The sequence below is a fragment of the Vibrio sp. nBUS_14 genome (genome assembly GCF_051201655.1).
GTDB lineage: Bacteria > Pseudomonadota > Gammaproteobacteria > Enterobacterales > Vibrionaceae > Vibrio.
Genome location: NZ_CP179206.1, coordinates 3,585,338 through 3,606,777 on the forward strand (window position 1 = coordinate 3,585,338; position 21,440 = coordinate 3,606,777).

18 protein-coding genes, 1 tRNA gene and 1 rRNA gene are annotated in these 21,440 nt (G+C 44.9%); 7 read left to right on the plus strand and 13 right to left on the minus strand.

The features are described from left to right. Positions 1 to 35 precede the first annotated feature (35 nt). The gene (locus ACMAZD_RS16915; protein ID WP_435248015.1) at positions 36 to 503 is read right to left on the minus strand and encodes an EVE domain-containing protein; all 468 of its coding nucleotides are present in this window, start codon (positions 501 to 503) and stop codon (positions 36 to 38) included. A 39-nt stretch (positions 504 to 542) separates the two neighbouring features. Between ACMAZD_RS16915 and ACMAZD_RS16920 the strand changes: the two genes are divergently transcribed. Next, a complete protein-coding gene (locus ACMAZD_RS16920) occupies positions 543 to 2,087 on the plus strand; it encodes a COG3650 family protein (RefSeq protein WP_435248016.1) in 1,545 nt (514 codons plus the stop codon). 2 nt (positions 2,088 to 2,089) lie between these two features. Then, the gene (locus ACMAZD_RS16925; protein WP_435248017.1) at positions 2,090 to 2,686 is read left to right on the plus strand and encodes a tRNA-uridine aminocarboxypropyltransferase; all 597 of its coding nucleotides are present in this window, start codon (positions 2,090 to 2,092) and stop codon (positions 2,684 to 2,686) included. A gap of 146 nt (positions 2,687 to 2,832) precedes the next feature. On the opposite strand, the gene ACMAZD_RS16930 is transcribed toward ACMAZD_RS16925, so the two are convergent. From ACMAZD_RS16930 to lptM, 8 genes are all read right to left on the minus strand, one after another. Beyond that, positions 2,833 to 5,313: a bifunctional diguanylate cyclase/phosphodiesterase gene (locus ACMAZD_RS16930; protein ID WP_435248018.1), complete on the minus strand. Its 2,481-nt coding sequence runs from the start codon at positions 5,311 to 5,313 to the stop codon at positions 2,833 to 2,835. 193 nt (positions 5,314 to 5,506) lie between these two features. Beyond that, complete coding sequence (locus tag ACMAZD_RS16935) at positions 5,507 to 8,005, minus strand: bifunctional diguanylate cyclase/phosphodiesterase (RefSeq protein ID WP_435248019.1); 2,499 nt, start codon at positions 8,003 to 8,005, stop codon at positions 5,507 to 5,509. A gap of 168 nt (positions 8,006 to 8,173) precedes the next feature. Then, the gene (yigB, locus tag ACMAZD_RS16940) at positions 8,174 to 8,890 is read right to left on the minus strand and encodes a 5-amino-6-(5-phospho-D-ribitylamino)uracil phosphatase YigB (RefSeq protein WP_435248020.1); all 717 of its coding nucleotides are present in this window, start codon (positions 8,888 to 8,890) and stop codon (positions 8,174 to 8,176) included. A gap of 15 nt (positions 8,891 to 8,905) precedes the next feature. Then, entirely contained in the window at positions 8,906 to 9,838 is a 933-nt protein-coding gene (xerC, locus tag ACMAZD_RS16945) for a tyrosine recombinase XerC (RefSeq protein WP_372283252.1), read from the minus strand. Then, complete coding sequence (locus ACMAZD_RS16950; protein WP_435248021.1) at positions 9,807 to 10,505, minus strand: DUF484 family protein; 699 nt, start codon at positions 10,503 to 10,505, stop codon at positions 9,807 to 9,809. The genes xerC and ACMAZD_RS16950 overlap by 32 nt, the downstream gene beginning before the upstream one ends. Positions 10,506 to 10,549: 44 nt before the next feature. Next, positions 10,550 to 11,380, minus strand: a complete 831-nt coding sequence (gene dapF / locus ACMAZD_RS16955; RefSeq protein WP_435248022.1) for a diaminopimelate epimerase — start codon at positions 11,378 to 11,380, stop codon at positions 10,550 to 10,552. Between the two features lie 11 nt (positions 11,381 to 11,391). Then, positions 11,392 to 12,645, minus strand: a complete 1,254-nt coding sequence (gene lysA / locus ACMAZD_RS16960) for a diaminopimelate decarboxylase (RefSeq protein WP_435248023.1) — start codon at positions 12,643 to 12,645, stop codon at positions 11,392 to 11,394. A 41-nt stretch (positions 12,646 to 12,686) separates the two neighbouring features. Next, positions 12,687 to 12,803 (minus strand): LPS translocon maturation chaperone LptM, encoded by a 117-nt coding sequence (lptM, locus tag ACMAZD_RS16965; RefSeq protein WP_407829960.1) that lies wholly within the window; start codon positions 12,801 to 12,803, stop codon positions 12,687 to 12,689. 75 nt (positions 12,804 to 12,878) lie between these two features. Between lptM and cyaY the strand changes: the two genes are divergently transcribed. Next, entirely contained in the window at positions 12,879 to 13,193 is a 315-nt protein-coding gene (gene cyaY, locus ACMAZD_RS16970; protein ID WP_010438796.1) for an iron donor protein CyaY, read from the plus strand. 71 nt (positions 13,194 to 13,264) lie between these two features. On the opposite strand, the gene ACMAZD_RS16975 is transcribed toward cyaY, so the two are convergent. Continuing rightward, complete coding sequence (locus ACMAZD_RS16975) at positions 13,265 to 15,793, minus strand: class I adenylate cyclase (RefSeq protein WP_435248024.1); 2,529 nt, start codon at positions 15,791 to 15,793, stop codon at positions 13,265 to 13,267. Positions 15,794 to 16,137: 344 nt separating this feature from the next. On the opposite strand from ACMAZD_RS16975, the gene hemC reads away from it, so the two are divergent. The 4 genes from hemC to ACMAZD_RS16995 are packed head-to-tail and all read left to right on the plus strand — an operon-like array spanning position 16,138 to position 20,234. After that, the gene (gene hemC / locus ACMAZD_RS16980; RefSeq protein WP_435248025.1) at positions 16,138 to 17,076 is read left to right on the plus strand and encodes a hydroxymethylbilane synthase; all 939 of its coding nucleotides are present in this window, start codon (positions 16,138 to 16,140) and stop codon (positions 17,074 to 17,076) included. 2 nt (positions 17,077 to 17,078) lie between these two features. Further along, positions 17,079 to 17,807 carry a uroporphyrinogen-III synthase gene (locus ACMAZD_RS16985; protein ID WP_435248026.1) on the plus strand — a complete coding sequence of 243 codons (729 nt, stop codon included), beginning with the start codon at positions 17,079 to 17,081 and terminating at the stop codon, positions 17,805 to 17,807. A gap of 19 nt (positions 17,808 to 17,826) precedes the next feature. Beyond that, positions 17,827 to 19,053 (plus strand): uroporphyrinogen-III C-methyltransferase, encoded by a 1,227-nt coding sequence (locus ACMAZD_RS16990; protein WP_435248027.1) that lies wholly within the window; start codon positions 17,827 to 17,829, stop codon positions 19,051 to 19,053. Next, entirely contained in the window at positions 19,053 to 20,234 is a 1,182-nt protein-coding gene (locus ACMAZD_RS16995; RefSeq protein ID WP_435248028.1) for a heme biosynthesis protein HemY, read from the plus strand. The genes ACMAZD_RS16990 and ACMAZD_RS16995 overlap by 1 nt, the downstream gene beginning before the upstream one ends. Here ACMAZD_RS16995 and ACMAZD_RS17000 read toward each other — a convergent pair. The 3 genes from ACMAZD_RS17000 to rrf all read right to left on the minus strand — a co-directional run bounded on the left by ACMAZD_RS17000 (position 20,231) and on the right by rrf (position 21,406). Continuing rightward, positions 20,231 to 20,365, minus strand: coding sequence for a hypothetical protein (locus tag ACMAZD_RS17000; RefSeq protein WP_435248029.1), 135 nt, complete (start codon positions 20,363 to 20,365; stop codon positions 20,231 to 20,233). The two genes, ACMAZD_RS16995 and ACMAZD_RS17000, sit on opposite strands and share 4 nt — an antisense overlap. Positions 20,366 to 21,146: 781 nt before the next feature. Beyond that, positions 21,147 to 21,223: transfer RNA gene (locus ACMAZD_RS17005), tRNA-Asp, on the minus strand. Between the two features lie 67 nt (positions 21,224 to 21,290). Next, positions 21,291 to 21,406 (minus strand): 5S ribosomal RNA (gene rrf / locus ACMAZD_RS17010). Positions 21,407 to 21,440: the final 34 nt, after the last annotated feature.

Below are 21,440 nucleotides of genomic sequence, written 5' to 3' on the forward strand. Positions count from 1 at the left end.
TTTTTTGAACCTTACGCTAAAAGCTTCCTCTAACGCTAACGAGAGCCGAGTACTTCTTTTCCTAATATCGCCTGCCACTCCTGTTCGGTAACAGGCATGATGGATAAGCGGTTGCCTCGTTTAACCAGCGGCATTTCTGCGAGCTCAGGTATAGCTTTAAGCGTTGCCAGAGGGATCAAGCGCTCAGTCACTCGCACAAACTCGACATCAACCATAATCCAGCGAGGGTTATCGGGTGAAGACTTGGCATCATAGTAATCACTCTCGGGATCGAATTGAAAATGGTCTGGGTAGGCTTCTCTGGTTACCTTTGCGATCCCTGCTACGCCAACTTTTTTGCATGATGAATGGTATATCATCACCAGATCGCCAAACTTGACGTCATCACGCATCATGTTTCGAGCCTGATAGTTGCGAACACCCTCCCAACAAGAGGTTTTTTGCACTCTAAGAGTCTGAATAGAGAAGGTGTCGGGTTCTGTTTTAAATAACCAATATGCCATAATAAATCCAATTAACGGTTGCTCCGAGGAAGATATAACATGAAGGTAATGAAAAACCCAGTGACATGGCTAGTCGCATTCGCTTTACAAGGCTGTGTAACGGTACCAGATACGCCGCAACAACCTGAATTACCACCAGCAATCTTAGATGAACCACTGAGCATTCAACCGCAAACCTTCATCATGCGTGGTCAGGTTGTGGTTGGTCATGAAAGCCGAACTTTCACGCCTTGCGGCAGCCAACAACAATACTGGTTAGATTTATCACCCGAGTTAGCGCTAGAAGCACAAGGGCTGGCAACCAGACCTTATCAAGCCTTATACGGCGAGCTTATCGGCCATCTCACCGTACCGAGCCAAACGGGATACAATGCCGATTTCATCGCACGCTTCGTCGTTGACCAAGTCAATGTGCTAACGTCAGAGAACCCTGTTCGTTATGACCAACCACTTCGCGCAACACGCGCTTTTGGTAATGAACCATACTGGTCAGCAACCTTCGATAAAGACCAACTCAAATACACTAAGATGGGCGAAGAACCTCAGCGCCTCAATATCGAATCTAGCCGCACCACACCAAGCACCCGCGACTACCAGCTTAAAGGTAACCAGACACAAGGTGAGTTAAATCTTAAAAAAGAGCGCTGTAGCGATAGCATGAGTGACTCTATCTATGGCTGGCACGCCAAACTTAATCTCAATGACAGCAGTTACAATGGCTGTGCAATGGTGGCCAATCAAGACCCAACTCTCGACTGGAGTGGAATCTACTTCGCAAGCTCAACGCAGAACACTGGCTTCTCTATCAACCTAGAACTCAACGATGACCACAGCGCTATGACGACTTACTCGTACAACAATGGCGATCCTTCCATTGTTGAGCAAGGCTTTTGGCAACAGCTCAACCAAAATCAAGTTCAAGTAGTGATGACTCGCCACCAGCAGCAATATCTAATATCAGAACGCATCTTTACACTCGATAACGGCAAACTGGTCGCAGAGAAGGAAAAAGTGGGCAATGTTGTCTACCCTATTGCCAATGGCGGTCTAGTGCTATTTGAAGCCAAGAGTGAACAGGCACAAGTGAATACGACCACCAAGGTTGATCTAACCGCAAAGCAGGTAAACTCGCATGATCAACTTGATCAAAACGTCGACCAAGCGATCCGTGAGTATTTTAAGACCAATAACACCTCACCAGACAATACTCAGTACCGCTGGCTAACCTACGATCTGAACGGTGATGGTAAGGAAGAATTGTTTGCTCAACTGGACTGGTGTGGCTCGGGTGGCTGTACCTTGCTTATCTTTGAAAACAGCCAAGACAACTGGCGCTTCAATAGCCGCGTGACACTGGTTAAGGGCGATATACGCTTAGGCAAGTCACAAAATCATGGCTGGCAGGATCTGATCTTCAATGTTAGCGGCGGCGGAGCAACACCTGCGAAGCACACACTGTCTTACACCGGTGTTAGCTACCCACTAAACCCAAGCGTTGCTCCAGTAGCAGATGATACTGATATCAGCGACGTGGTTTTGTTTGCTGATGGCGTATCTCCAGCACAAAGCGGAGTTAAGCTATAACCATGAGTAATCAACAAGCTTGCGGTGGTTGTGGCTTCACTCATCAATGTATTTGTCATCGTATACCAAATGTTGAAAGCCAAACTGATCTTGTACTGCTGACTCATGAGAATGAACTGTTGCGAGACACCAACACCGGAAAGTTGCTTCAGCAATCCCTTGAGCAGTGTCGGTCCATTGTGTGGCAAAGGAAAACACCACCAGCAGAGCTAATGGCGCTGCTTAAAGATGAAACACGACAACCGTTTCTTTTATTCCCGAGTGATCAAAGCATCGAGTGTCAGCAAGCAGTGATGACCCAAGCCATGAGTCGAAAACCGCTATTCATTATCTTGGATGGCACATGGCAAGAAGCGAAGAAGATGCTTAACAAGAGCTCGTGGTTACAAGCTGTCCCACAAGTTCACCTCGACATCACCAGCGAATCCTCTTACACCTTGCGCCGCAATCAAGACAGTGGCCATCTGTGTACTTGCGAAGTGGGTATTGAGTTACTCAAATCTTTAGGTGAAAGCGAACCTGCCAAGCTCCTTGATGACTACTACCAACAGTATCTAAAAGTATTCCACGCCGACAAATGTGGCCACGCCCTCAAATAGATCAAGCAGGTGCGCGGGAAAGTAATATGCACATTTCAGGACGGGACCGATACTAAAAACAAAAAGGGTGATCCATAAGCTCACCCTTTTTACATTGTACATTCGTTATTGAACCAACCAGTGTTTCACGTGAAACTCTCGATCCATCAAAACAAACGCTGAGGTTGACCAAAGTAATACCCTTGCAGGTAATCGACCCCCATGTCTTCTGCAATACGACACACCTGTTCATTATGTACGAACTCCGCCACCGTCTTAGCATTCAGAATCTGACATAAGCTCACCAGCTGTCGGGCTATTTTGCGTTGCTTTCTATCCTTATCGATATTGCTAATTAAACTGCCATCAAGCTTTATCACTTGTGGTTCCAGCTTCAAGATCTCATCAATGTTCGAATAGCCTGAACCAAAGTCATCGACAATAATATTCACACCAAGATCTCGGAAGTGATTACACACCTCGATCAAGCGACCGTAATCCTGAATTTGCTCGGTTTCCAACACTTCTAAACCAATACGCTGTGGGTGACTGATTTTTTTGATGGCTTGTTCAAGGTGAAGAATGGTTTTCTCATTGCTGAAATCTTGCGGCGCCAAGTTAATTGAGAACGAATCGGTTCTCTGACTCATAAAATCAAAGGTGCGCGTTATCATCTGGCGACTTAAACGCGTATAGAGATGAGTTCCCTCAATGATCGGTAAGAACTTACCCGGCGCAATCAACTGACCGTCCTCTTCAATTCGAACTAAGCACTCATAGCTTTCTACCTGGTGGCTATGCGCCGATACAATAGGTTGAGAGCACGCAACAATATTTTGATTGAGCACTGCGCGGCTCACACACGACAGCCAGCCGAGTTGCTCTTGGCGATGCTTCTCGAGTTGAATTAACGTCTTGGCACTCACCAGATGTTTATTCTGGCTCACCGCACTGCGTCGAGCTTCAATCGCTTTCAGTAACAAGTCATCAGTCGAGGTCGCAGGAAAATCTCGACGACTCGCGATACCCGCACAAATTGAAACCGAAAGATAATCGATATCGGGTAGCCCCATCGGCTCAAAATTGACATGCTCGGTTTGGTCTGAAAATTCAGAGAAACGCTGATGAATGTGTTCTTGGCTGGCCCAACTATCAAACACCACCGCCCACTCACCAATACCAATACTGTAGAGCTGGCAACCCTCATCAAAAAACTGCCACAGCGCTTTCTGAAAGTAATCACTCAGATCATGCAGAAGTTTGTCACCTACTCGATAACCATACTTCTCATTGATTTGACCAAATGTGGTGATCTTCAAAGCCAACAAATGACTGTCAGAGCTCATTTGTGACAGCTTCTCACGCAGTACACTTCTATTGGGTAGCCCAGTGCGACGATCGATTCGGTAGCTCGCCGTTAATGCGGTCGCTTGTTGCTGAATCTTACTCGCCATGCTGTTGTTCATGTCATCAACATCAAGCAGTGCATTTCGAATCAATGAAAACAGAGGCGATATATTGGTCGCGGGTTGTGTCTCTAATGTCTGTACAGCCTTGCCTTCACCTTCTCTAAGCGCGAGATACGTGAGGCTATGATGCAGGATTCTTTGTTGGCCACGCTCTTGATAAAGTTCTCCCATGCAGTACACACCATAGGTGTCTGTGAGCTTCTGGAAGACTTCTATTTCTTGGTTACCATCAATAAAATCGATACGAGAGGTGCAGTTGTAGATAAAAAACTGCTCCGGTTTATGAGAGGCAATCTGTTGAACACCGAGTCGGATCTGCTCCAGGGTCAGTGAAGGATGGTCGTAACAAAACCTGACCTCATCACCAATCTGAAAATGACCACTAAATTCTATCTCTCCACATTCTCTCACCTTGAGTGGCAAGTGAATGTTTTGCTCTTTCGGGTCACCGACCATCAAGGGGAAATTATGCAGTTGCTCGAAAGGCACTTCGAGGCCATCAGCAAGGTAGCGATTATAAAGATCGAGAACAGGCATACCATCCAATTCAGCCAACCGATTATCTTGAGCACCCGTGACACGGAAGGTGCGGCCAATAGGGTTCCATTCGGTGTAATAGCCTTTGGTTACTGCTAGCTCAGAGCTGTGTAAGGCCAACATTACGTAGGCATTTTCGTAGCAATTGCCGTTCAGCATAACCCACCGTCCACTGTCGGTAATGGTCGATGCGCCTCCACAAATAGGCAGCGAGTATCTAGATTGTTCAAACGCAGCAAACAAGGCTCGGTTATTTATCTGCAAGCGATCGGCAAAACAGATAATATTTTGAGTCTGAGCATTACACCCCAACTGTTCCCACATCGATTGGCTATCAAGTAGTGGCTGCTCGCTATACTCTACAACACCACAAGAAAATGAGGTGCTGTCGAAGCGAGTAACAATAAGGAACAAGCCTTGATGTAAAATGACAGCTTGGCTAATGTAATGATTCGCACTACAACCAATGAGCTGTGCGTTGGGGAAAGTCGATTGAATTACTTGGCAGGCAGCCAAAACCAAACCTTTCTCGAAAGACGAAAACACCTGAATCATTAGGCTTTCATGTGTATGAAAATCTATCTTTTCCAATTCACGTTGGGTTTGCTCTATGTCTTGTATCAGGAGAGAGGTCGACTGCATATTCACATTAATCGTTGTGTTAATGATTTGTTATTGTGCTTGTTGTAGATAAGGCTTGCACGGAATACTTACTATCGTCTTATAAATAATGTGACGTTAGTTAAACATCATTCCTTTCACTAAAAAAACAGTCATTAATGGTGGCTGAGCACTTTCAAAGTAAGGAGTGAAAGAGTTTTACGAACTTTAATAACTAAAACAATCGCTTAGGCTCGCCAAAATAATAGCCTTGCAGGTAATCGACACCCATTTGCTCCGCTATCTCACAAACCTGTTGGTTATGAACAAATTCAGCGACCGTTTTAGCATTAAACACTTGGCACAAACGAACAAGCTGAGAAGCAATATTTCTTTGCTTTTGATCTTTGTCTATGTTGCGAATCAAGCTGCCATCGAGCTTGATGATCTGCGGCTCGAGCTTGATGATTTCATCAATATTGGAATAACCTGCACCAAAATCATCAACAATGATTCTCGCCCCAAGGGAGCGGAAGTGATCACACACTTCAATCATACGACCGTAATCTTTGATCTGCTCAGACTCTAGAACTTCTAAGCCAAGCCGAGTGGGATCGTTCATTCCACTAATCGCAGCCTCGAGAATCTCTAGCGTCTTATCGCTCAATAGGTCTTGTGGAGACAGGTTGATCGAGAACGGACTCTGCTTATCCGCCATATAACCTATGGTGTTCTTAATCATGTGTCGGCTAAGGCGAGTGTAAAGGTGCGTGTCGGCAATGATAGGTAAGAACTTACCTGGTGGCACAATCGTTCCATCAGCTTCCATTATTCTCACCAAACATTCTTGACCAATCAGCTCATGTGTTCTCGCCTCAACAATCGGCTGCGAGTAGGTAATGATATTCTGATCTAAGATTGCTCGGCTTACACAGCTCAGCCAACCAATCCGCTCTTTACGCTCTTCTTCACTCACCAGAATATCTTTGGCGTTAGTTATGTGGGTGTTGTTACGCACACCATAACGTCGTGCTTCAATCGCTTTTAGAAGGATTTCATCACCATTATCAGTCAAAAAGTCACAGCGACTGGCAAAACCGCCACACAGAGATACCGAAAGGTAGTCAATATCGGTTAAGCCATACGGTTCGAAGTTAATACGTTCAACTTCATCTGCAAATTCGACGAAGCGCTCCTTTATCTTCGCTCCTCCTGCACTGGCATTGAAGATAATCGCCCATTCACCAACCCCAATACTAAATAGTTCAACTTTGATCTTAGATCTCTTAACTACACGAAGCTGCAAACGCTCTACGAGGTGATTGGAGAGATCTAAGAGTAATTTATCGCCAACTTGATATCCATACTTGTCATTCACCTCATGGAAATTAGTCAATTTCAAAGTCAACAAATGTTCAGTAAAGAGAATCGTGTTGAGTCGTTCTTTTAGTACGATACGGTTAGGTAGCTCAGTAAGAGAGTCAATCCGATAACTCTCCGTTATACGACGCGCCTGTTGATGAAGTTTCTTCTCCATCTGGGTATTAATGCTGTCTAAGTCCGCAACCGCATTTCTCACTAAATTGAGCAGTGGTGATACCGTGGAATCACAATGGAAATCATCACAACGAAACTCATCAATTTCATCCGACTCTCTCATCGCAATGTAGGTAAGGCTGTGATGAAGTATGTCTTGACGATCTTCATTGCGATATAGCTCACCCATGCAGTAAGCACCGCTGGCCTTCACAATGCCTTCAAATGGCTTTAGTTCGAGCTTACTGTCGATGAATTCAAGTCGAGAGACACAGTTATAAATGATCACCGATTCCGGTTGATGCATCGCAAGCACCTCGGCACCATGACGCACTTTCTCTGCGGTCAAAGACGGGTGGTTATAACAGAATTGTGCTTCCTCTCCAATATGCCAAGGGCTATCAAACTCAATACTGCCATCGTCATTGATACGAAGAGGCGTTGAGATCCCCTTCTTTCTTCCGAGCTCACGATAAAGCGGGAAACTCATCAATTGACTGAATGGGAGGTCTTTGCCGTCAGCAAGGTAATGTTTGAACACATCAATGGCTGGCTTGTCATTCAATGCATATAAACGGTTGCCCTCGGCTTGAGTAACTCTCAACTTCATTCCGATAGGATTCCATTCAGAATAAGCATCCGACCAAACCTTTAACCTGGGGTTGCTCAAAGCAACTGCAACACAGGCGTGCTGATAGGTCTCTTCGTTATGCATAACCCAACGGCCAAAATCATTCTCATGGCATAGGCCACCAGCCACCGGCAAGGTATAAGGCAGGTTTTCAAAAGCACCATAAATGGGATAATCGCGCCCTTCAACCTGATCACATAAGCTAATCACTGTTTTAGTATCTTTGGAAAGAGATAATTGAGCTACCAGAGCTTGGCTATCGTGGTTAGGATTGCCAGTAAAAGGCTGCACAGCAGAGGTTAAATGTGTTTCATCAAACTCGCTGATAATCACTAAGGTACACGCGCTTTCAAGGCTGTTATCACAAATAACATGACGTGCACTTTGTCCTATCAATATGGAATGATCTAAATGCTTGAGAGCAACACTCGCAATGCGTCGAGCAATATCGGGTGATTGAGCTGAGAAGAGTTGAATTAGGTATTGCTTGCGGTCACACCATTCTCGCTGTTCAAATTGAGATCTAAATAATTCCTCAGTATTTGCGAGAAATGTAAATGTTTGCATACCAACCCTTGTTCAAAATCGAGTGAAGTGAAAACCCGCAACCACTGCTATGATTGAAATGAATCGATAAAAAGTAGTCGCCAATTATCCTAGCCTAAACAGGCAATTAATTACGACTAATGTAACAATTCAATATCATAAATGCGACCCAATAGATTACCGTAGCCATTAAATTAGTCGCATAAGATCGCTAAGTTGCTCTATTTCAACATCAGGTAGCACACTCGCCTTCGAGGATAGGTATAAATTGGAACCAGTGTCATTAAACCAGCACGCTTGGAAACCATTTTGCTTAGCTCCGTAAACATCCGTTCTAAGATGATCGCCGACATGAAGAATGTTGATGGCATCAACATCTAAGTATTGCTGCGCTTTATCAAACATATCTGGGTAGGGTTTTGCTCTACCGTTTGGGCCAGCTTTAAGAATTCGTTGAAAATACTGCCCTAAACCAATTTTATGTGGATCGACATTGCCATTGGTAATCGCAACCAAAGGAATGCGTTGGCTAAGTTCTGCCATCACTCGATGCGTTTCTTGAGGAACATCGACTTGATTGCGCAACCACAAAGTATGTTCTATCCCCTCACGAGCCGCCTGTTCAGCTTGCTGCTGAGAGTAGCCCAACTGCAGTAAGCCACTCTTAATCTGTGTTTCACGCCAAACGGTAACATCATGCTTTAAAGCTGGGTTTTCAGAGGCGACTTGCTGCTTAATGCCCTGCCACTCTTCAAGCGATAAAGAAGCCGACACTGGGTGCTTTTGGTAAAGCCACTGCGCCATCTCTTTTTCTACCTTCATGATCACAGGCCAGTTATCATACAGGGTGTCATCCAAGTCAAAGGTCATGGCTTTGATGGGCTTCAACCCTCGATAAATTCGCATAGTAAAACCTTTAATCTAATCTTTATTCTTCTTACGTGCTCGAGGGTGAGCCTCATCGTACGCTTGAGCTAAATGTTGGAAGTCCAAGTGAGTATAAATTTGGGTTGTCGAGATGTTTTCATGCCCCAACAACTCTTGGACAGCACGAAGATTCTGGCTCGATTCAAGCACATGAGTTGCAAAGGAGTGACGCAGTTTATGCGGGCTAATATGACTCGCGACGGATTGCTTCTTACCCCACTCTTCCATGCGCTTTTGCACACTGCGATGAGAGATCCGGGTCCCTAACTTGGACACAAACAGGGCCTTTTCTCCCGGAGAAGCAAGATCACCGCGAACTTTGAGCCATTTATCGACCCACTCTTTAGCCAGTCCTGAAAACGGTGCTTTGCGTTCTTTGTCGCCCTTACCAATCACTCGGATTTCGCCTTGCCGGCCCAGCACATCTTTAAGATTGATGCCAACCAGTTCAGCGAGACGTAAACCTGCACCATACATCACCTCCATCATCGCTCGATCACGAATAGATAATGGATCGTCTTCATTCACGTCAAGCAACTGTCCGACTTCATCGACATCGAGATTTTTAGGTAAAGGACGCTGTTTGCGAGGTGCAGAAACCCCTTTGGCTGGATTTGCAGTCATTTCGCCACGTAACACAAGGAAATCAAAGAAGCTGCGTAGTGACGATAAGCGCGTCGCGATACTGCTCGCTTTCATTCCTTCACGCATGCCTTTACTGGCAAGTTGTCTTACCCACGCCGCGTCTACTTGGCCCCAATCTTTCAGTCCAAGTGTGACCAAATGAGAAGCCATAGTTTCAAGTTGTTGTTTGTAATTACGTTGGGTGTGCAGGCTGAGTCCCTTCTCGCTTCTGAGATATTCATAGAAGCGAGAAAGTGGCTTTTGAAGGCTGTTAGGAAGAGGTATTTTGGGCTCTAGGCTCATTATTTATCTGCCAAGGTAAGGTGTCCGCCAAATGAGACACAACAAGTGCTAAATGGCGTAAAAATAGCGTATCCATATGAGGTTGGAAATGTCCGCCATCTTCGCTAGAAAAGGCGAGCAAGCCCAATGGAGACTGCTTAGCAAGCGGAAGTACTACATAAGAGCCTAGCTCTGTAACTGGAAAATCACCAAATAAATCTTGTCTATCTGCTTTTCTCAAGCGCCCCAAATAAGCATCTTTACCGTTGAAATGGTTCAATGAAAACTTCGAATAACGCTCTCCGTTAAGCTGAAAAAAGCCCAACGGAGACAGTAGGCGAATATGAGCTTTCAAACCTAATTCAATCGCCTTTTGTTCAACCGCCTTAATAACTTGCATGAAATCACTGCATTTCAATACCTGAGCTTGCAGATCCATAAACTCATAAAAAGTTTTGTCGTTATTCGCAGCCAGTGACATCAAACCAGTGATCTCTTCCTCTAACTCTTCGATTCTCTGGCGTTGACGCTTAAGCTGAACCTCAACCAAAGAAACCGCGCCCTGCTCAACATTGTTAACAGCAAGGCGATCAACCAGATTTCTTCTGTCTTGAAAAAAGTCTGGGTTATCACGTAAATATTCCGCGACCACTTCTGCGGTGAGTGCGTCGGCTTCAACGTAAGACAAAACCTATCCTTTATTTTTATGAATCTATTTGTTATCAGTCATTATTAGCAAGAAAGTTGACCATCAAACACATGCGTTGCAGGGCCAGTCATAAACAGAGGTTTATCCGGACCTTGCCAGCTAATGTGTAAGTCACCGCCAGGTAGACGAACTTTCACATTCTCAGCCAGTAAGCCTTGAGTAATACCAACCGCAACTGCGCCACATGCGCCGCTACCACATGCCTGAGTCTCACCCGCGCCGCGTTCATAAACACGTAAGCGAACCTCTTCACGGTTAACCACTTGCATAAAGCCAGCGTTAACACGCTCTGGGAAACGTTCATGTGATTCAAGAAGCGGACCTAAGGTCTCCACATCGGCAGTATCGACGTCATCAACAACGGTAACCACATGCGGGTTACCCGTGCTTACAGCACCACAGAACAAGGTGTGTACATCCGTTCTCAGGATATACGTCTTCTCTGGCTGCTTCGCCTTGAATGGAATCTTGCCGGGTTCGAACTCAGGAATGCCCATGTTCACCGTGATCTGGTCATTGTCTTCAATCTTGAGAACCATTTTTCCTTTCTTGGTGCTCACGTTGATGCTGTACTTATTCGTTAAGCCTTTCATGCGAACGAATCGTGCAAAACAACGAGCGCCATTGCCACACTGCTCCACTTCACTGCCATCCGCATTGAATATGCGGTAATGGAAGTCAGTTTCCGGATCATAGGGAGCCTCAACCACAAGTAGCTGATCAAAACCCACACCAGTGTGACGATCCGCCAAACGACGGATCAAATCTGGAGAAAAGAAAATATTTTGAGTAATGCAGTCCACGACCATGAAATCATTGCCCAAACCATGCATTTTAGAAAAGTGGAAGTGCATAACGCTTAAAATTACTCCGGAAGAATGTTTTCAAGTTCCCACAGACTCGTAAGCTCTTCACGCTGACGAACCAAGTGAGTTTTATCGCCATCAACCATAACTTCAGCCGCACGCGAACGAGTGTTGTAGTTAGATGACATAGCGAAGCCATAAGCACCTGCAGAACGAACGGCCAGTAGATCGCCTTCTTCAAGAACAAGGTCACGATCCTTACCTAGGAAGTCACCCGTCTCACATATAGGACCAACCAAGTCGTAAGTAACGGCTTCACCCTGACGCGGGCTTACAGGAACAATATCCTGCCAAGCTTGGTAAAGTGCCGGGCGCATCAGATCGTTCATTGCTGCATCTATGATGGCAAAGTTCTTATGCTCAGTAGGCTTAAGGAACTCGACTTTCGTTAATAATACACCAGCGTTAGCAGCAATCGCTCTTCCAGGCTCGAAAATCAGCTCTAGATCAGAATGATTATCTAGGCGAGCCAACAAGGCTTTCGCGTAGTCTGAAGGTTGTGGTGGTAATTCATCGCGGTAAACCACGCCCAAGCCGCCACCGACATCAAGATGTTTGATGTTGATGTCATTAGCACGTAGTTGATCGATCAGTGCAAGCAGGCGGTCAGTTGCATCGATAAAAGGTTCGATATCCGTTAACTGAGAACCGATGTGACAATCAATACCATGGATAGACAAGTTATCGAGTGTATTTGCAAACGCATAAACAGCAGGAGCACGGTCGAAAGCAATGCCGAATTTGTTATCACGCAGACCCGTAGAAATGTAAGGGTGAGTGTTCGCATCAACATCTGGGTTAATGCGCAGTGAAATCGGCGCCTTAACACCAAGCTCACCAGCAACTTTATTCAGTCGCTCTAGTTCTGGCTCAGACTCTACGTTGAAACATTTAATGTTCAACTCAAGCGCACGCTTCATTTCAGCGGCTGTTTTACCGACACCAGAGAACACAACTTTCGCCGGATCGCCACCGGCAGCAACCACACGCTCTAGCTCACCGCCAGATACAATGTCGAAACCAGAGCCCAAGCGAGCCAAAGTGTTCAACACGCCAAGGTTTGAGTTAGCTTTAACGGCATAACACACCAAGTGTGGATGCTCGCCAACCGACGAATCAAACGCATTCCAATGGCGTTCTAATGTGGCACGAGAATATACATACAACGGTGTACCATATTGCTCTGCTAGTTGTGAAAGTGCGACGTCCTCAGCCCAAAGCTGGCCATCTTCCTGATAGTTGAAGTAATCCAAAGTTCTTATCCCTTATAAATAACGATTTCTGCGTGTTTCACTTATTGTGATTGTTCAGTCTGCTGAACTTCATCAGGATCGTACAACGGACCCGTTTGACCACAACCAGAAAGTCCAATAACGGACACCATAAACAGAGCGGTAATTAATTTTTTCATTTTGCATATCGTGATTATTAACTCAATGCCCCCTATAATCGCACCACACTCAAGAAAAGCAATAGGATAGAAAGGATGAACGATACTGAATTTCATCAGCTGGTCGATATACAGATGCAAAACATCGAAGAAGCTATCGATGAATCAGAGGCAGATGTTGATTACGAAGTGACTGGTAACGTGATGACGCTGGAGTTTGAAAACCGCAGCCAAATTATCATCAACCGCCAAGAACCAATGCGTGAGATCTGGCTAGCGTCTAAATCTGGTGGCTTTCACTTCAAGCTAATTGATGACAAGTGGACATGCTCAAAGACGGGCATGGAATTGTTTGAGATGGTAAAAGAAGAATGCGTAAAGCACGCAGGTGAAGAGATCAATTGGGTCTAATCATTTGTAAGCAAAACTAAAAAGGAGTGAATCAATCACTCCTTTTTTAATATCAATCAGTCTTAATAAGACTAGATGTTAGCTATCTTTGAACTCCGAGAAGCTAACGTCGCATCGTTACGGTAAGGCACAACATAAGAGTTACCCTCTTCAGGGTGCACGATCTGATAGTACTGAGGGAGATTGAAGTTAATCAACTTAGACGACATCTTCGACTCATCTTTTACCGACGTGTAGAAAGAATTTACGCTCGCGATCATCTCATCTTTTTCACCGCTGTACTGCTGATACACCTCAACCTGATTCGACTCGTCCAATACATAAATATTGAAACCTTTGTCGGTATCTTCGAAGAAAAATTGAATTAACCCTTCACTGGCAAAGCCATCAACCACATCTGGCAGTTGATACTCTTGCTCTTTATCAAGCATCAGTAACGGTGAGCCCTTCAGCTTATTGGTTGAGATACTACGGTAGAAATCGACCGAGTTTTCCAACATCTGCACCGACACACCACGACGTTCAAAGAATAGACCAAACATCTTGTTGGCTAAGCGAATAGCTTTAAAGCGACGACGTTTCTCTGGTTCGATCGGTTTCAAGCGTAAGTCGATACACTCAGCAAGCAGTTGATAGACCATGTTACGCATAACACCGCGTAGGTTTTTGCTATAACAGAAAACATCGACCGATTCTGGCGGTAAGGCATCTTGGTGCATCTTACCCAGTACCGTCTTAAGCGCGTCGAGCATCGCAGTATCACCTTGGAAATGAAGCGTACGCACTTCATGCCAAGAGTTACGATAAACCAGATCGACACTTCCGACTAAACTCTTACCCTCTTCACCAAAACTGAAGATATTGACGTTCTTTAGATCAACCTTCAATGCACGACCACTTAATTCAGACGTCGGGTCATTTTCAAAGTTGATGAACATCGCCAGTTGGCTTATCTCACACGGGCTCGCCAGTGCTTGCATACTCGGACGACGTTTACGTAAAGAGAAGGTGTTACGTAGGTCACTCACCATTTGATAGAACTTATCGATATCAATGTGAGCATCACGAACCACAGAGTGCAAACGCGTCGATTCTGTAATCAAGCCATTAAAGAATGACCAAGCAACCAGCTTACTCAAGTACTCATGGTGCTCTAGTGAAGGCTGACCAAGAATACGATGCGCTACCAGCGGCTGTTTATACAAATACCAACCGGCTTTGTTAGACTGACCCTGACGAACTTCGATAAAGCTCAAGTCTGGCTCATGCAGGTCCGGGGATATTTGTGGGTTCAATAGCGTCACTTTGCCGGGCAACACCTCGAACGCAGCATAAAGCTTACGCGCCAAAATACTGATATCTTGTGGGCTGATAGCCGAAGTGATGTCGTTGCGACGCGCAAATTGAATCAGGTTACGGTAGCTCAGCATCAAGGCATCAAGCAGCGCATGGTGCACCACTTTAATCTGCTCAACCTTCCAGTTACGGCGGTTGTCGAGCTCAGCAATGGTTTCCTGTCCCCAGTTCCAAGATTTAGTCATCTCAGTTAAGGCTTCACGACGCCATGCTACAGAGCCAATACCCGCTTCACGCGACAACTTCTCATGGGTCTTAAGGTAGAAACAACGTCTCACCAGATCCAAACGAGTGTGGTCATTAATGCGTTCTAGATAGCGCGTTACCTTCTCTAGCATCAGATAGTAGCTATCCATACCATACAGATCCGGTTCATCGGCAAAGAAGCGACGCTTGGTATCAATACTCAGCAATTGGGTATTTGGGTATTCCCATGAATACGCTTCTAATAGGATCGCCTTCAACACCGATTTATACGGTGAGTCGATACTCTTATAAAGCTGCCACAGGTTTGAACCAAAGTACTCTTCAGCAGGAATGCGATTCAACTTGCCGAAATCGATCCACTGCGAACAATCAAGATAACCATCCTGACACAAGCCTTGGACATACTCGTCGTAACACTCTTCCATTTCTGGCGGAATTATTTGCCACAACAAACGTTGGCCAGCCAAGCGAACCGCAGAGCGATAAAACTCATCAAGCAACAACAAGTGCTGTGAAGAACCGCAGTTATCACCGGTCATCTCTTCAGAATAATTCGAGCGAAAACGCTGTTCATCCATCAAGAAGAAATTTGCCTCAACCCCTAAGGTTTCCGCCCAATCAGTAATAAGCAGACATTTGTTGGTCAGGCTATCGCGAGCTGCGCCATCCATATCCGGAGAAACACACACCCAGATATCAAGATCACTTGAGGTGCTTTGACCAATAGAGGAAGTACTACCCATAGTGTACAGACCAAGAATTGCCGGTTCAGCAGCCTCAGTGAGTTTGCCACCAAGCGTTAATTCGGTGTCAGACACAAATTGCTTTTGGAATTCATTAAGCGTGAAGCTACGAATTCCAAAAGGAACTTGTTGGTCATAGTAACCAGGCATCATGGGATGATTGAAGTGAAGCAGTGCGGGGATAAGGTTGAAAACTCGCTGACCTTGGACATTCATCAACGCCAACGCACGATCAATGCGCTGCTGATTTAGATTGTCTAATCGTTGAATCAAAGTCTGAGTGTAAGCCTGCAAGGTAAGTCCTTGGTTTGAGATTAAATGCACTTCTGTTTAGTTACTGAACGAAAGCAGCAACAAAACGTGATCAATTTAACACTTTTACTCTTAATGGTAAAGCAAAGGAAGCCGTCATACTGGCCTATTCCTCAATGACAAAAAGTTAAACTCACGGCGCTGTAGTGTCCTCTTTATTGACCATTTCTAATAATAGCCCATGTTTCAAATGAGATACCAATCACACTATTTTGGTGAACTCATGAAAATCTCTCAGCTATCAAAGCATGGAATGATCAAACAGTAAGAATTTCCGTCTCACAATGGTAGGATTAGGCTATTACAGAACCTATATCGGAAACACCATGACAAATTCAGCACCAATCCGTATCGCTACCAGAAAAAGCCCTCTTGCCCTTTGGCAAGCATACTTTGTAAGGGATGCACTGCAAGCTGCTCACCCTGGTTTAGAGGTTGAGTTGGTAACTATGGTGACCAAAGGTGACATCATCCTAGACACTCCGCTTGCTAAAGTGGGTGGTAAAGGACTGTTCGTTAAAGAACTCGAAGTGGCGATGCTAGAAGGTCGTGCTGACCTTGCAGTTCACTCAATGAAAGATGTGCCTGTCGACTTCCCAAAAGGTCTAGGTCTGGTGACGATTTGTGAACGCGAAGATCCTCGTGATGCTTTCGTATCAAACACTTACAACAACATCAATGAGCTACCACAAGGTGCTGTCGTGGGTACATGTAGCCTACGTCGTCAGTGTCAGTTACTGGAATACCGCCCTGATTTAATCATCAAAGAGCTACGCGGCAATGTAGGTACTCGTTTAGGTAAACTCGATGACGGTCAATACGATGCGATCGTACTGGCTGCAGCTGGTCTTAAGCGTCTAGAATTGGAAGAGCGTATCCGCAGCTTTATCGAACCAGAACAGTCTCTACCAGCTGTAGGCCAGGGCGCTGTTGGTATTGAATGTCGTCTTGATGATGATCGTCTGATTAAGCTTCTTGAACCACTGAACCATAAAGATACAGCCGATCGCGTGCTATGCGAACGTGCAATGAACCTAACTCTGGAAGGTGGTTGTCAGGTTCCTATCGGTAGCTACTCACTATTAGACGGCGACAACATCTGGTTGCGTGCGCTTGTCGGTGAACCAGACGGTTCTAAAATGGTTCGCGGCGAGATCTCTGGCTCTCGTAAAGATGCTGAAGCGCTTGGCGTTACTCTGGCAAATCAACTGCTGGATGACGGTGCGAGAGAAATCTTAACCAAGCTATACGCAGACCAAGAATAATTATGACAGTGTTGGTGACTCGTCCTGGTTCAGAGGGACAATCGCTTTGCCAACAACTAGCGGATGAAGGGATTCAAGCAATCCATCATCCGCTGATTCGTATCGTTGATAATCCAGACTCAGTGGATTTAAGCACCCAGCTTAATAACAGCGATATTATTATTGCAGTCAGTCACCGTGCCGTGACCGCTGCCCAAAGTATTCTTTCGAAAACCTCATCTATTTGGCCTACTTCGCCGCTTTATCTTGGCGTTGGTCAAAAAACTGCGCACGTTTTAAGCAAAGTCTGTAAACAAAAAGTAAACTATCCTCAAGTCAGTGATAGTGAACATCTTCTTAAACTTGCTGAACTTAATGGCGTAGATAATAAATCCATTTTGATACTACGGGGCAATGGTGGGCGTGAGCTCATTCGAGATTCTTTACTCAATCGAGGTGCACAAGTCTCTTATTGTGAGACCTACCGTAGAGAATATATTCCCATTAGTGACCACAATACCTATCAAAAATGGATAAACAAAAACACGTCCAAAGTTGTCATCACTAGTCAGGAGCAATTGGAGTATCTCTGCTCAATTACCCCTGATGAGTATTTGGCTTGGCTTTCAACAAGACAACTACTTGTCCCAAGCCAGCGCATAGCAGAACGAGCACAACAGCTCGGCTTCTCGAACGTGACCAATACTCAAAGTGCTACGAACCAAATATTACTGGCTGCTCTCCGGCCTTAGCTAGAAACAGGAAATAAGCATGACAAGCAAAAAAAATAATGAGCATATTGAACCTGAACAGAAACAAGACACTCAGCCAGTAGCTGTTGAAAACGAAAAAGCTGAATCTACAGAGACAAAGCAGCCTGAACAAAAACTTGATGCTTCTGCTTCAAATACCGCTCAAAATGTACAGCCTCAAGCTGAACATAAAGAACAAATAGAGAAAGCTCAAAAGCAAGGTAAGCGCGGCGTCAAATTAGGCGCTATTGCGATCGCTATTTCTATTCTTTTCAGCGGCGGCATCGCGTTTCAAATGCAGCAAAAGAGCGCTGAGTACTCAGCTCAGATCGCGGCTCTTCAAGCACAACTGCAAACTACCCAATCTGCAGTAAATAAAGACCTACAAACCATCAAGCAAGAGACTGTCCAAGAAGCGTCACACGCAGTGGAGAAAACTCAGGTCGTACAATCTCAACAACAGAAGAGTATCCAAAGCCTACAGTTAGCAGTAGCTGACGTAAAAGGTCGCCGTCCGAATGACTGGTTGCTTGCTGAAGCCGATTACCTTGTGAAACTTGCTGGTCGTAAACTGTTCCTAGAGCATGATGCCGTTAGTGCAACCAAACTAATGGAAAGCGCCGATCAACGTATCGCCGCACTGAATGATCCAAGCTTGGTCTCTCTTCGTCAATCAATGACTAATGACATTACTAAGCTTCGTACTATCCCTCAGATCGACCGTGATGGCTTAGTTCTGCGTATCACAAGCCTACAACAACAAGTCGATACTCTACCTCTTGCCAATGCGATTCTCCCAGAAGCTGAAGTTGTAGAGAGAAAAGCCGTATCGCAAGACATCAATGATTGGCAGAACAACCTGATGACGTCGATGAAAGACTTCTCAGAAAACTTCATCACCTTCCGCAGTCGTGATGGAGAAGTCATTCCTCTACTATCACCAGAGCAACATTTTTACCTGCGTGAGAATATCAAGGGCAAATTAGAGACAGCCATTCGCGCAGTCTACAAAGAGCAAGGCGATATCTATAGTGCCGCACTACAAACAGCCAACGAATGGTCGAAGTCGTACCTAAACCAAGATAACAACTCAGTGATTGAGTTTGAGAAAGCAATTAAGCAGCTGAGCGAGCAGAATATTTCTGTGAAATATCCTGTGAAACTTGAATCTCAACATGAGTTGTCTGACGTGATTCGTGAACGCCTGCGTCGTGAAGTAACCGTTATCACCACGGAGGAAAAATAATGATTCGTTGGATTTTTCTTTTTCTCGTTCTAGGTGCTGGACTCGTTGTTGGTACCCAGTTCTCAGGTCAGCAGGGTTATGTCCTAATCTCAATTGCGAACAGGACGATTGAGATGAGTGTGACAACTCTAGTTATTTTTGTGATTGCAGTTCTAGCGGCTTTATTCGGCTTAGAATACCTCTTTAAGAAACTTATTTACGCAAGTTCAACAACTTGGAACTGGTTCAGTGTTCGTAAACTAAAACGCTCTCGCCGCTACACCAATGAAGGCATCATCAAACTTCTTGAAGGTGATTGGAAAGGTGCAGAGAAGAAAGTCACACGTTGGGCTAACCACCACGACATGCCTCTGCTTTGTTACCTAGTGGCTTCTCAAGCAGCGCATGAGCAAGGCAACACTGCTGAACGCGATAAATACATCGAACTGGCTAGCCAACAAGATGATTCGCTGCTAGCAGTTGAACTGACAAAAGCGAAACAGCAAATCAATGAGTCAAACTATGAAGCTGCTTTCGATACGCTTTCTAGCTTAAAAGGTTCGTACCCTAACAACACTGCTGTCCTGGGCTTGCTAAAAGTGACCTACATGCAGCTTAAGTTATGGCAACCATTGCTAGAACTAACGCCTAAGCTCACTAAGAACAAGCTTATAACGACAGAAGAACAGAGTGAATTAGAGAAGAAAGCACAATGTGGTCTGCTTCACGATGTCGCACAGCAGCAAGGCAGCGAAGGCCTAATCAGTCACTGGAACAAGCTTCCAAGAAAACACAAGCAAAGCTCACACCTTGTCTCTTGTTTCGTCAAACAGCTGATTGCTCGTAAGGCTGATGCTGAGGCTTTCACTGTAATCAAAGAGAATATCGCTAAAACGTGTTCGAACGAGCTCTACATACTACTTCCAGAGCTGAATCTTGCTGATCACCATCCAGTGGTTGTTATGTTAGAGCGCGCTATCAGCAAAGATAGCAATAATGCAGAAGCGCACAGTGCATTAGCTCAGTTCTACTTAAGAGAACAGAAGTGGGCAGAAGCACAAAGTCACTTTGAAAAAGCATTGGCACTTCGCTCTAATGTTTCAGATTACGGATACCTATCTGATGCACTAGAGAAGCAGAACCTAACCAAAGCAGCCCATGAAGTTTCTCGTAAGGCACTCGCTCTAGTTCAGCCAGCTTAATCTAATACATCTAAAATGAAGCCGGTACCTAGCATCGGCTTTTTTTTGTCTGCAGTTTGGCCTAGATAACTTCCTAAGAACTGATAAGCCAACACTAGAGCATGAATCACGTCCAACTTGATAGTGACCAAAGCTTACGCGTAAAAAGTCCATTCTTTATTAAACCTATCTAGCCCTTAACCACTCATAGCTAACACACCTGAATCATTGGCCTTCACATACTACCAACGATCTATTAGTGCTGATTTAAAAATCACACAGTTAAATCATCCTGAAATCGCTCACAAGGTTTACAAAAAACACAGAGAGATACTTTAGGTCAATGCGTAGACAAGTTCAGTAAATTATGAAAAAAGCACTGTAGAAGCCGTTAGAGTTGGCTGAAACCTATGTATAAGTTCTTAAAGGAATAAGGAACCGGTAACTTGGAGGGATTGTAGCGAAAGAAATAGAAAACGTTTTGCGGTAGTTGTCACTTGATTGAAGTGAGGTCGATATTAGAGTGGGCTTAGCTATTGTAGTCACTAGATGAAAGTCCACACCCCAGCAAGAAGCCTCAAAGCGATGGATCTTTTAATCCCGAACTATCTTCGTAGCTAACCTATTGATTAAAAAATAAAGAAGGGATATATAACAGCGGACTTCAAACTCTAGACAAAACCAATGCTGAGATACAACAAAGCCTCCCAGTTTAAAGCGAGGATTAGTCATAACGCAGAGTACGCTTAACGTAGGGTTTCAATGTGTAAACACATTTTAGGTCAAAGCCTTGCTATTCCTAGCAGGGCTTTCTAATCAATGATCAAAGGTTATTGCCCATGAACAACTTGTTACGAAAGTCTTAACCAATAGCTAAAACTCATACCCCAGAAACGACGAAAGCCTAGTCGTAAGACCAGGCTTTCTGATAAGTGGCGGAGTGGACGGGACTCGAACCCGCGACCCCCGGCGTGACAGGCCGGTATTCTAACCAACTGAACTACCACTCCGCAGTGGTCAACTCACTAAGTGAGCGTCCATATCTCCAGGTCGGTCAACCTAAAGATTTAATTTAAAGCCTGGCGATGTCCTACTCTCACATGGGGAAACCCCACACTACCATCGGCGCTATTGTGTTTCACTTCTGAGTTCGGCATGGAATCAGGTGGGTCCACAATGCTATGGTCGCCAAGCAAATTTTGCTTTTACTTTCAGCGTTTTAAAAAC

Bases quoted from the DNA above. Each gene is read 5' to 3' on its own strand.
- ACMAZD_RS16915 (WP_435248015.1), bottom strand. From the start codon at position 503: ATGGCATATTGGTTATTTAAAACAGAACCCGACACCTTCTCTATTCAG.
- ACMAZD_RS16920 (WP_435248016.1), top strand. From the start codon at position 543: ATGAAGGTAATGAAAAACCCAGTGACATGGCTAGTCGCATTCGCTTTA.
- ACMAZD_RS16925 (WP_435248017.1), top strand. From the start codon at position 2,090: ATGAGTAATCAACAAGCTTGCGGTGGTTGTGGCTTCACTCATCAATGT.
- ACMAZD_RS16930 (WP_435248018.1), bottom strand. From the start codon at position 5,313: ATGCAGTCGACCTCTCTCCTGATACAAGACATAGAGCAAACCCAACGT.
- ACMAZD_RS16935 (WP_435248019.1), bottom strand. From the start codon at position 8,005: ATGCAAACATTTACATTTCTCGCAAATACTGAGGAATTATTTAGATCT.
- yigB (WP_435248020.1), bottom strand. From the start codon at position 8,890: ATGCGAATTTATCGAGGGTTGAAGCCCATCAAAGCCATGACCTTTGAC.
- xerC (WP_372283252.1), bottom strand. From the start codon at position 9,838: ATGAGCCTAGAGCCCAAAATACCTCTTCCTAACAGCCTTCAAAAGCCA.
- dapF (WP_435248022.1), bottom strand. From the start codon at position 11,380: ATGCACTTCCACTTTTCTAAAATGCATGGTTTGGGCAATGATTTCATG.
- lptM (WP_407829960.1), bottom strand. From the start codon at position 12,803: ATGAAAAAATTAATTACCGCTCTGTTTATGGTGTCCGTTATTGGACTT.
- cyaY (WP_010438796.1), top strand. From the start codon at position 12,879: ATGAACGATACTGAATTTCATCAGCTGGTCGATATACAGATGCAAAAC.
- hemC (WP_435248025.1), top strand. From the start codon at position 16,138: ATGACAAATTCAGCACCAATCCGTATCGCTACCAGAAAAAGCCCTCTT.
- ACMAZD_RS16985 (WP_435248026.1), top strand. From the start codon at position 17,079: ATGACAGTGTTGGTGACTCGTCCTGGTTCAGAGGGACAATCGCTTTGC.
- ACMAZD_RS16990 (WP_435248027.1), top strand. From the start codon at position 17,827: ATGACAAGCAAAAAAAATAATGAGCATATTGAACCTGAACAGAAACAA.
- ACMAZD_RS16995 (WP_435248028.1), top strand. From the start codon at position 19,053: ATGATTCGTTGGATTTTTCTTTTTCTCGTTCTAGGTGCTGGACTCGTT.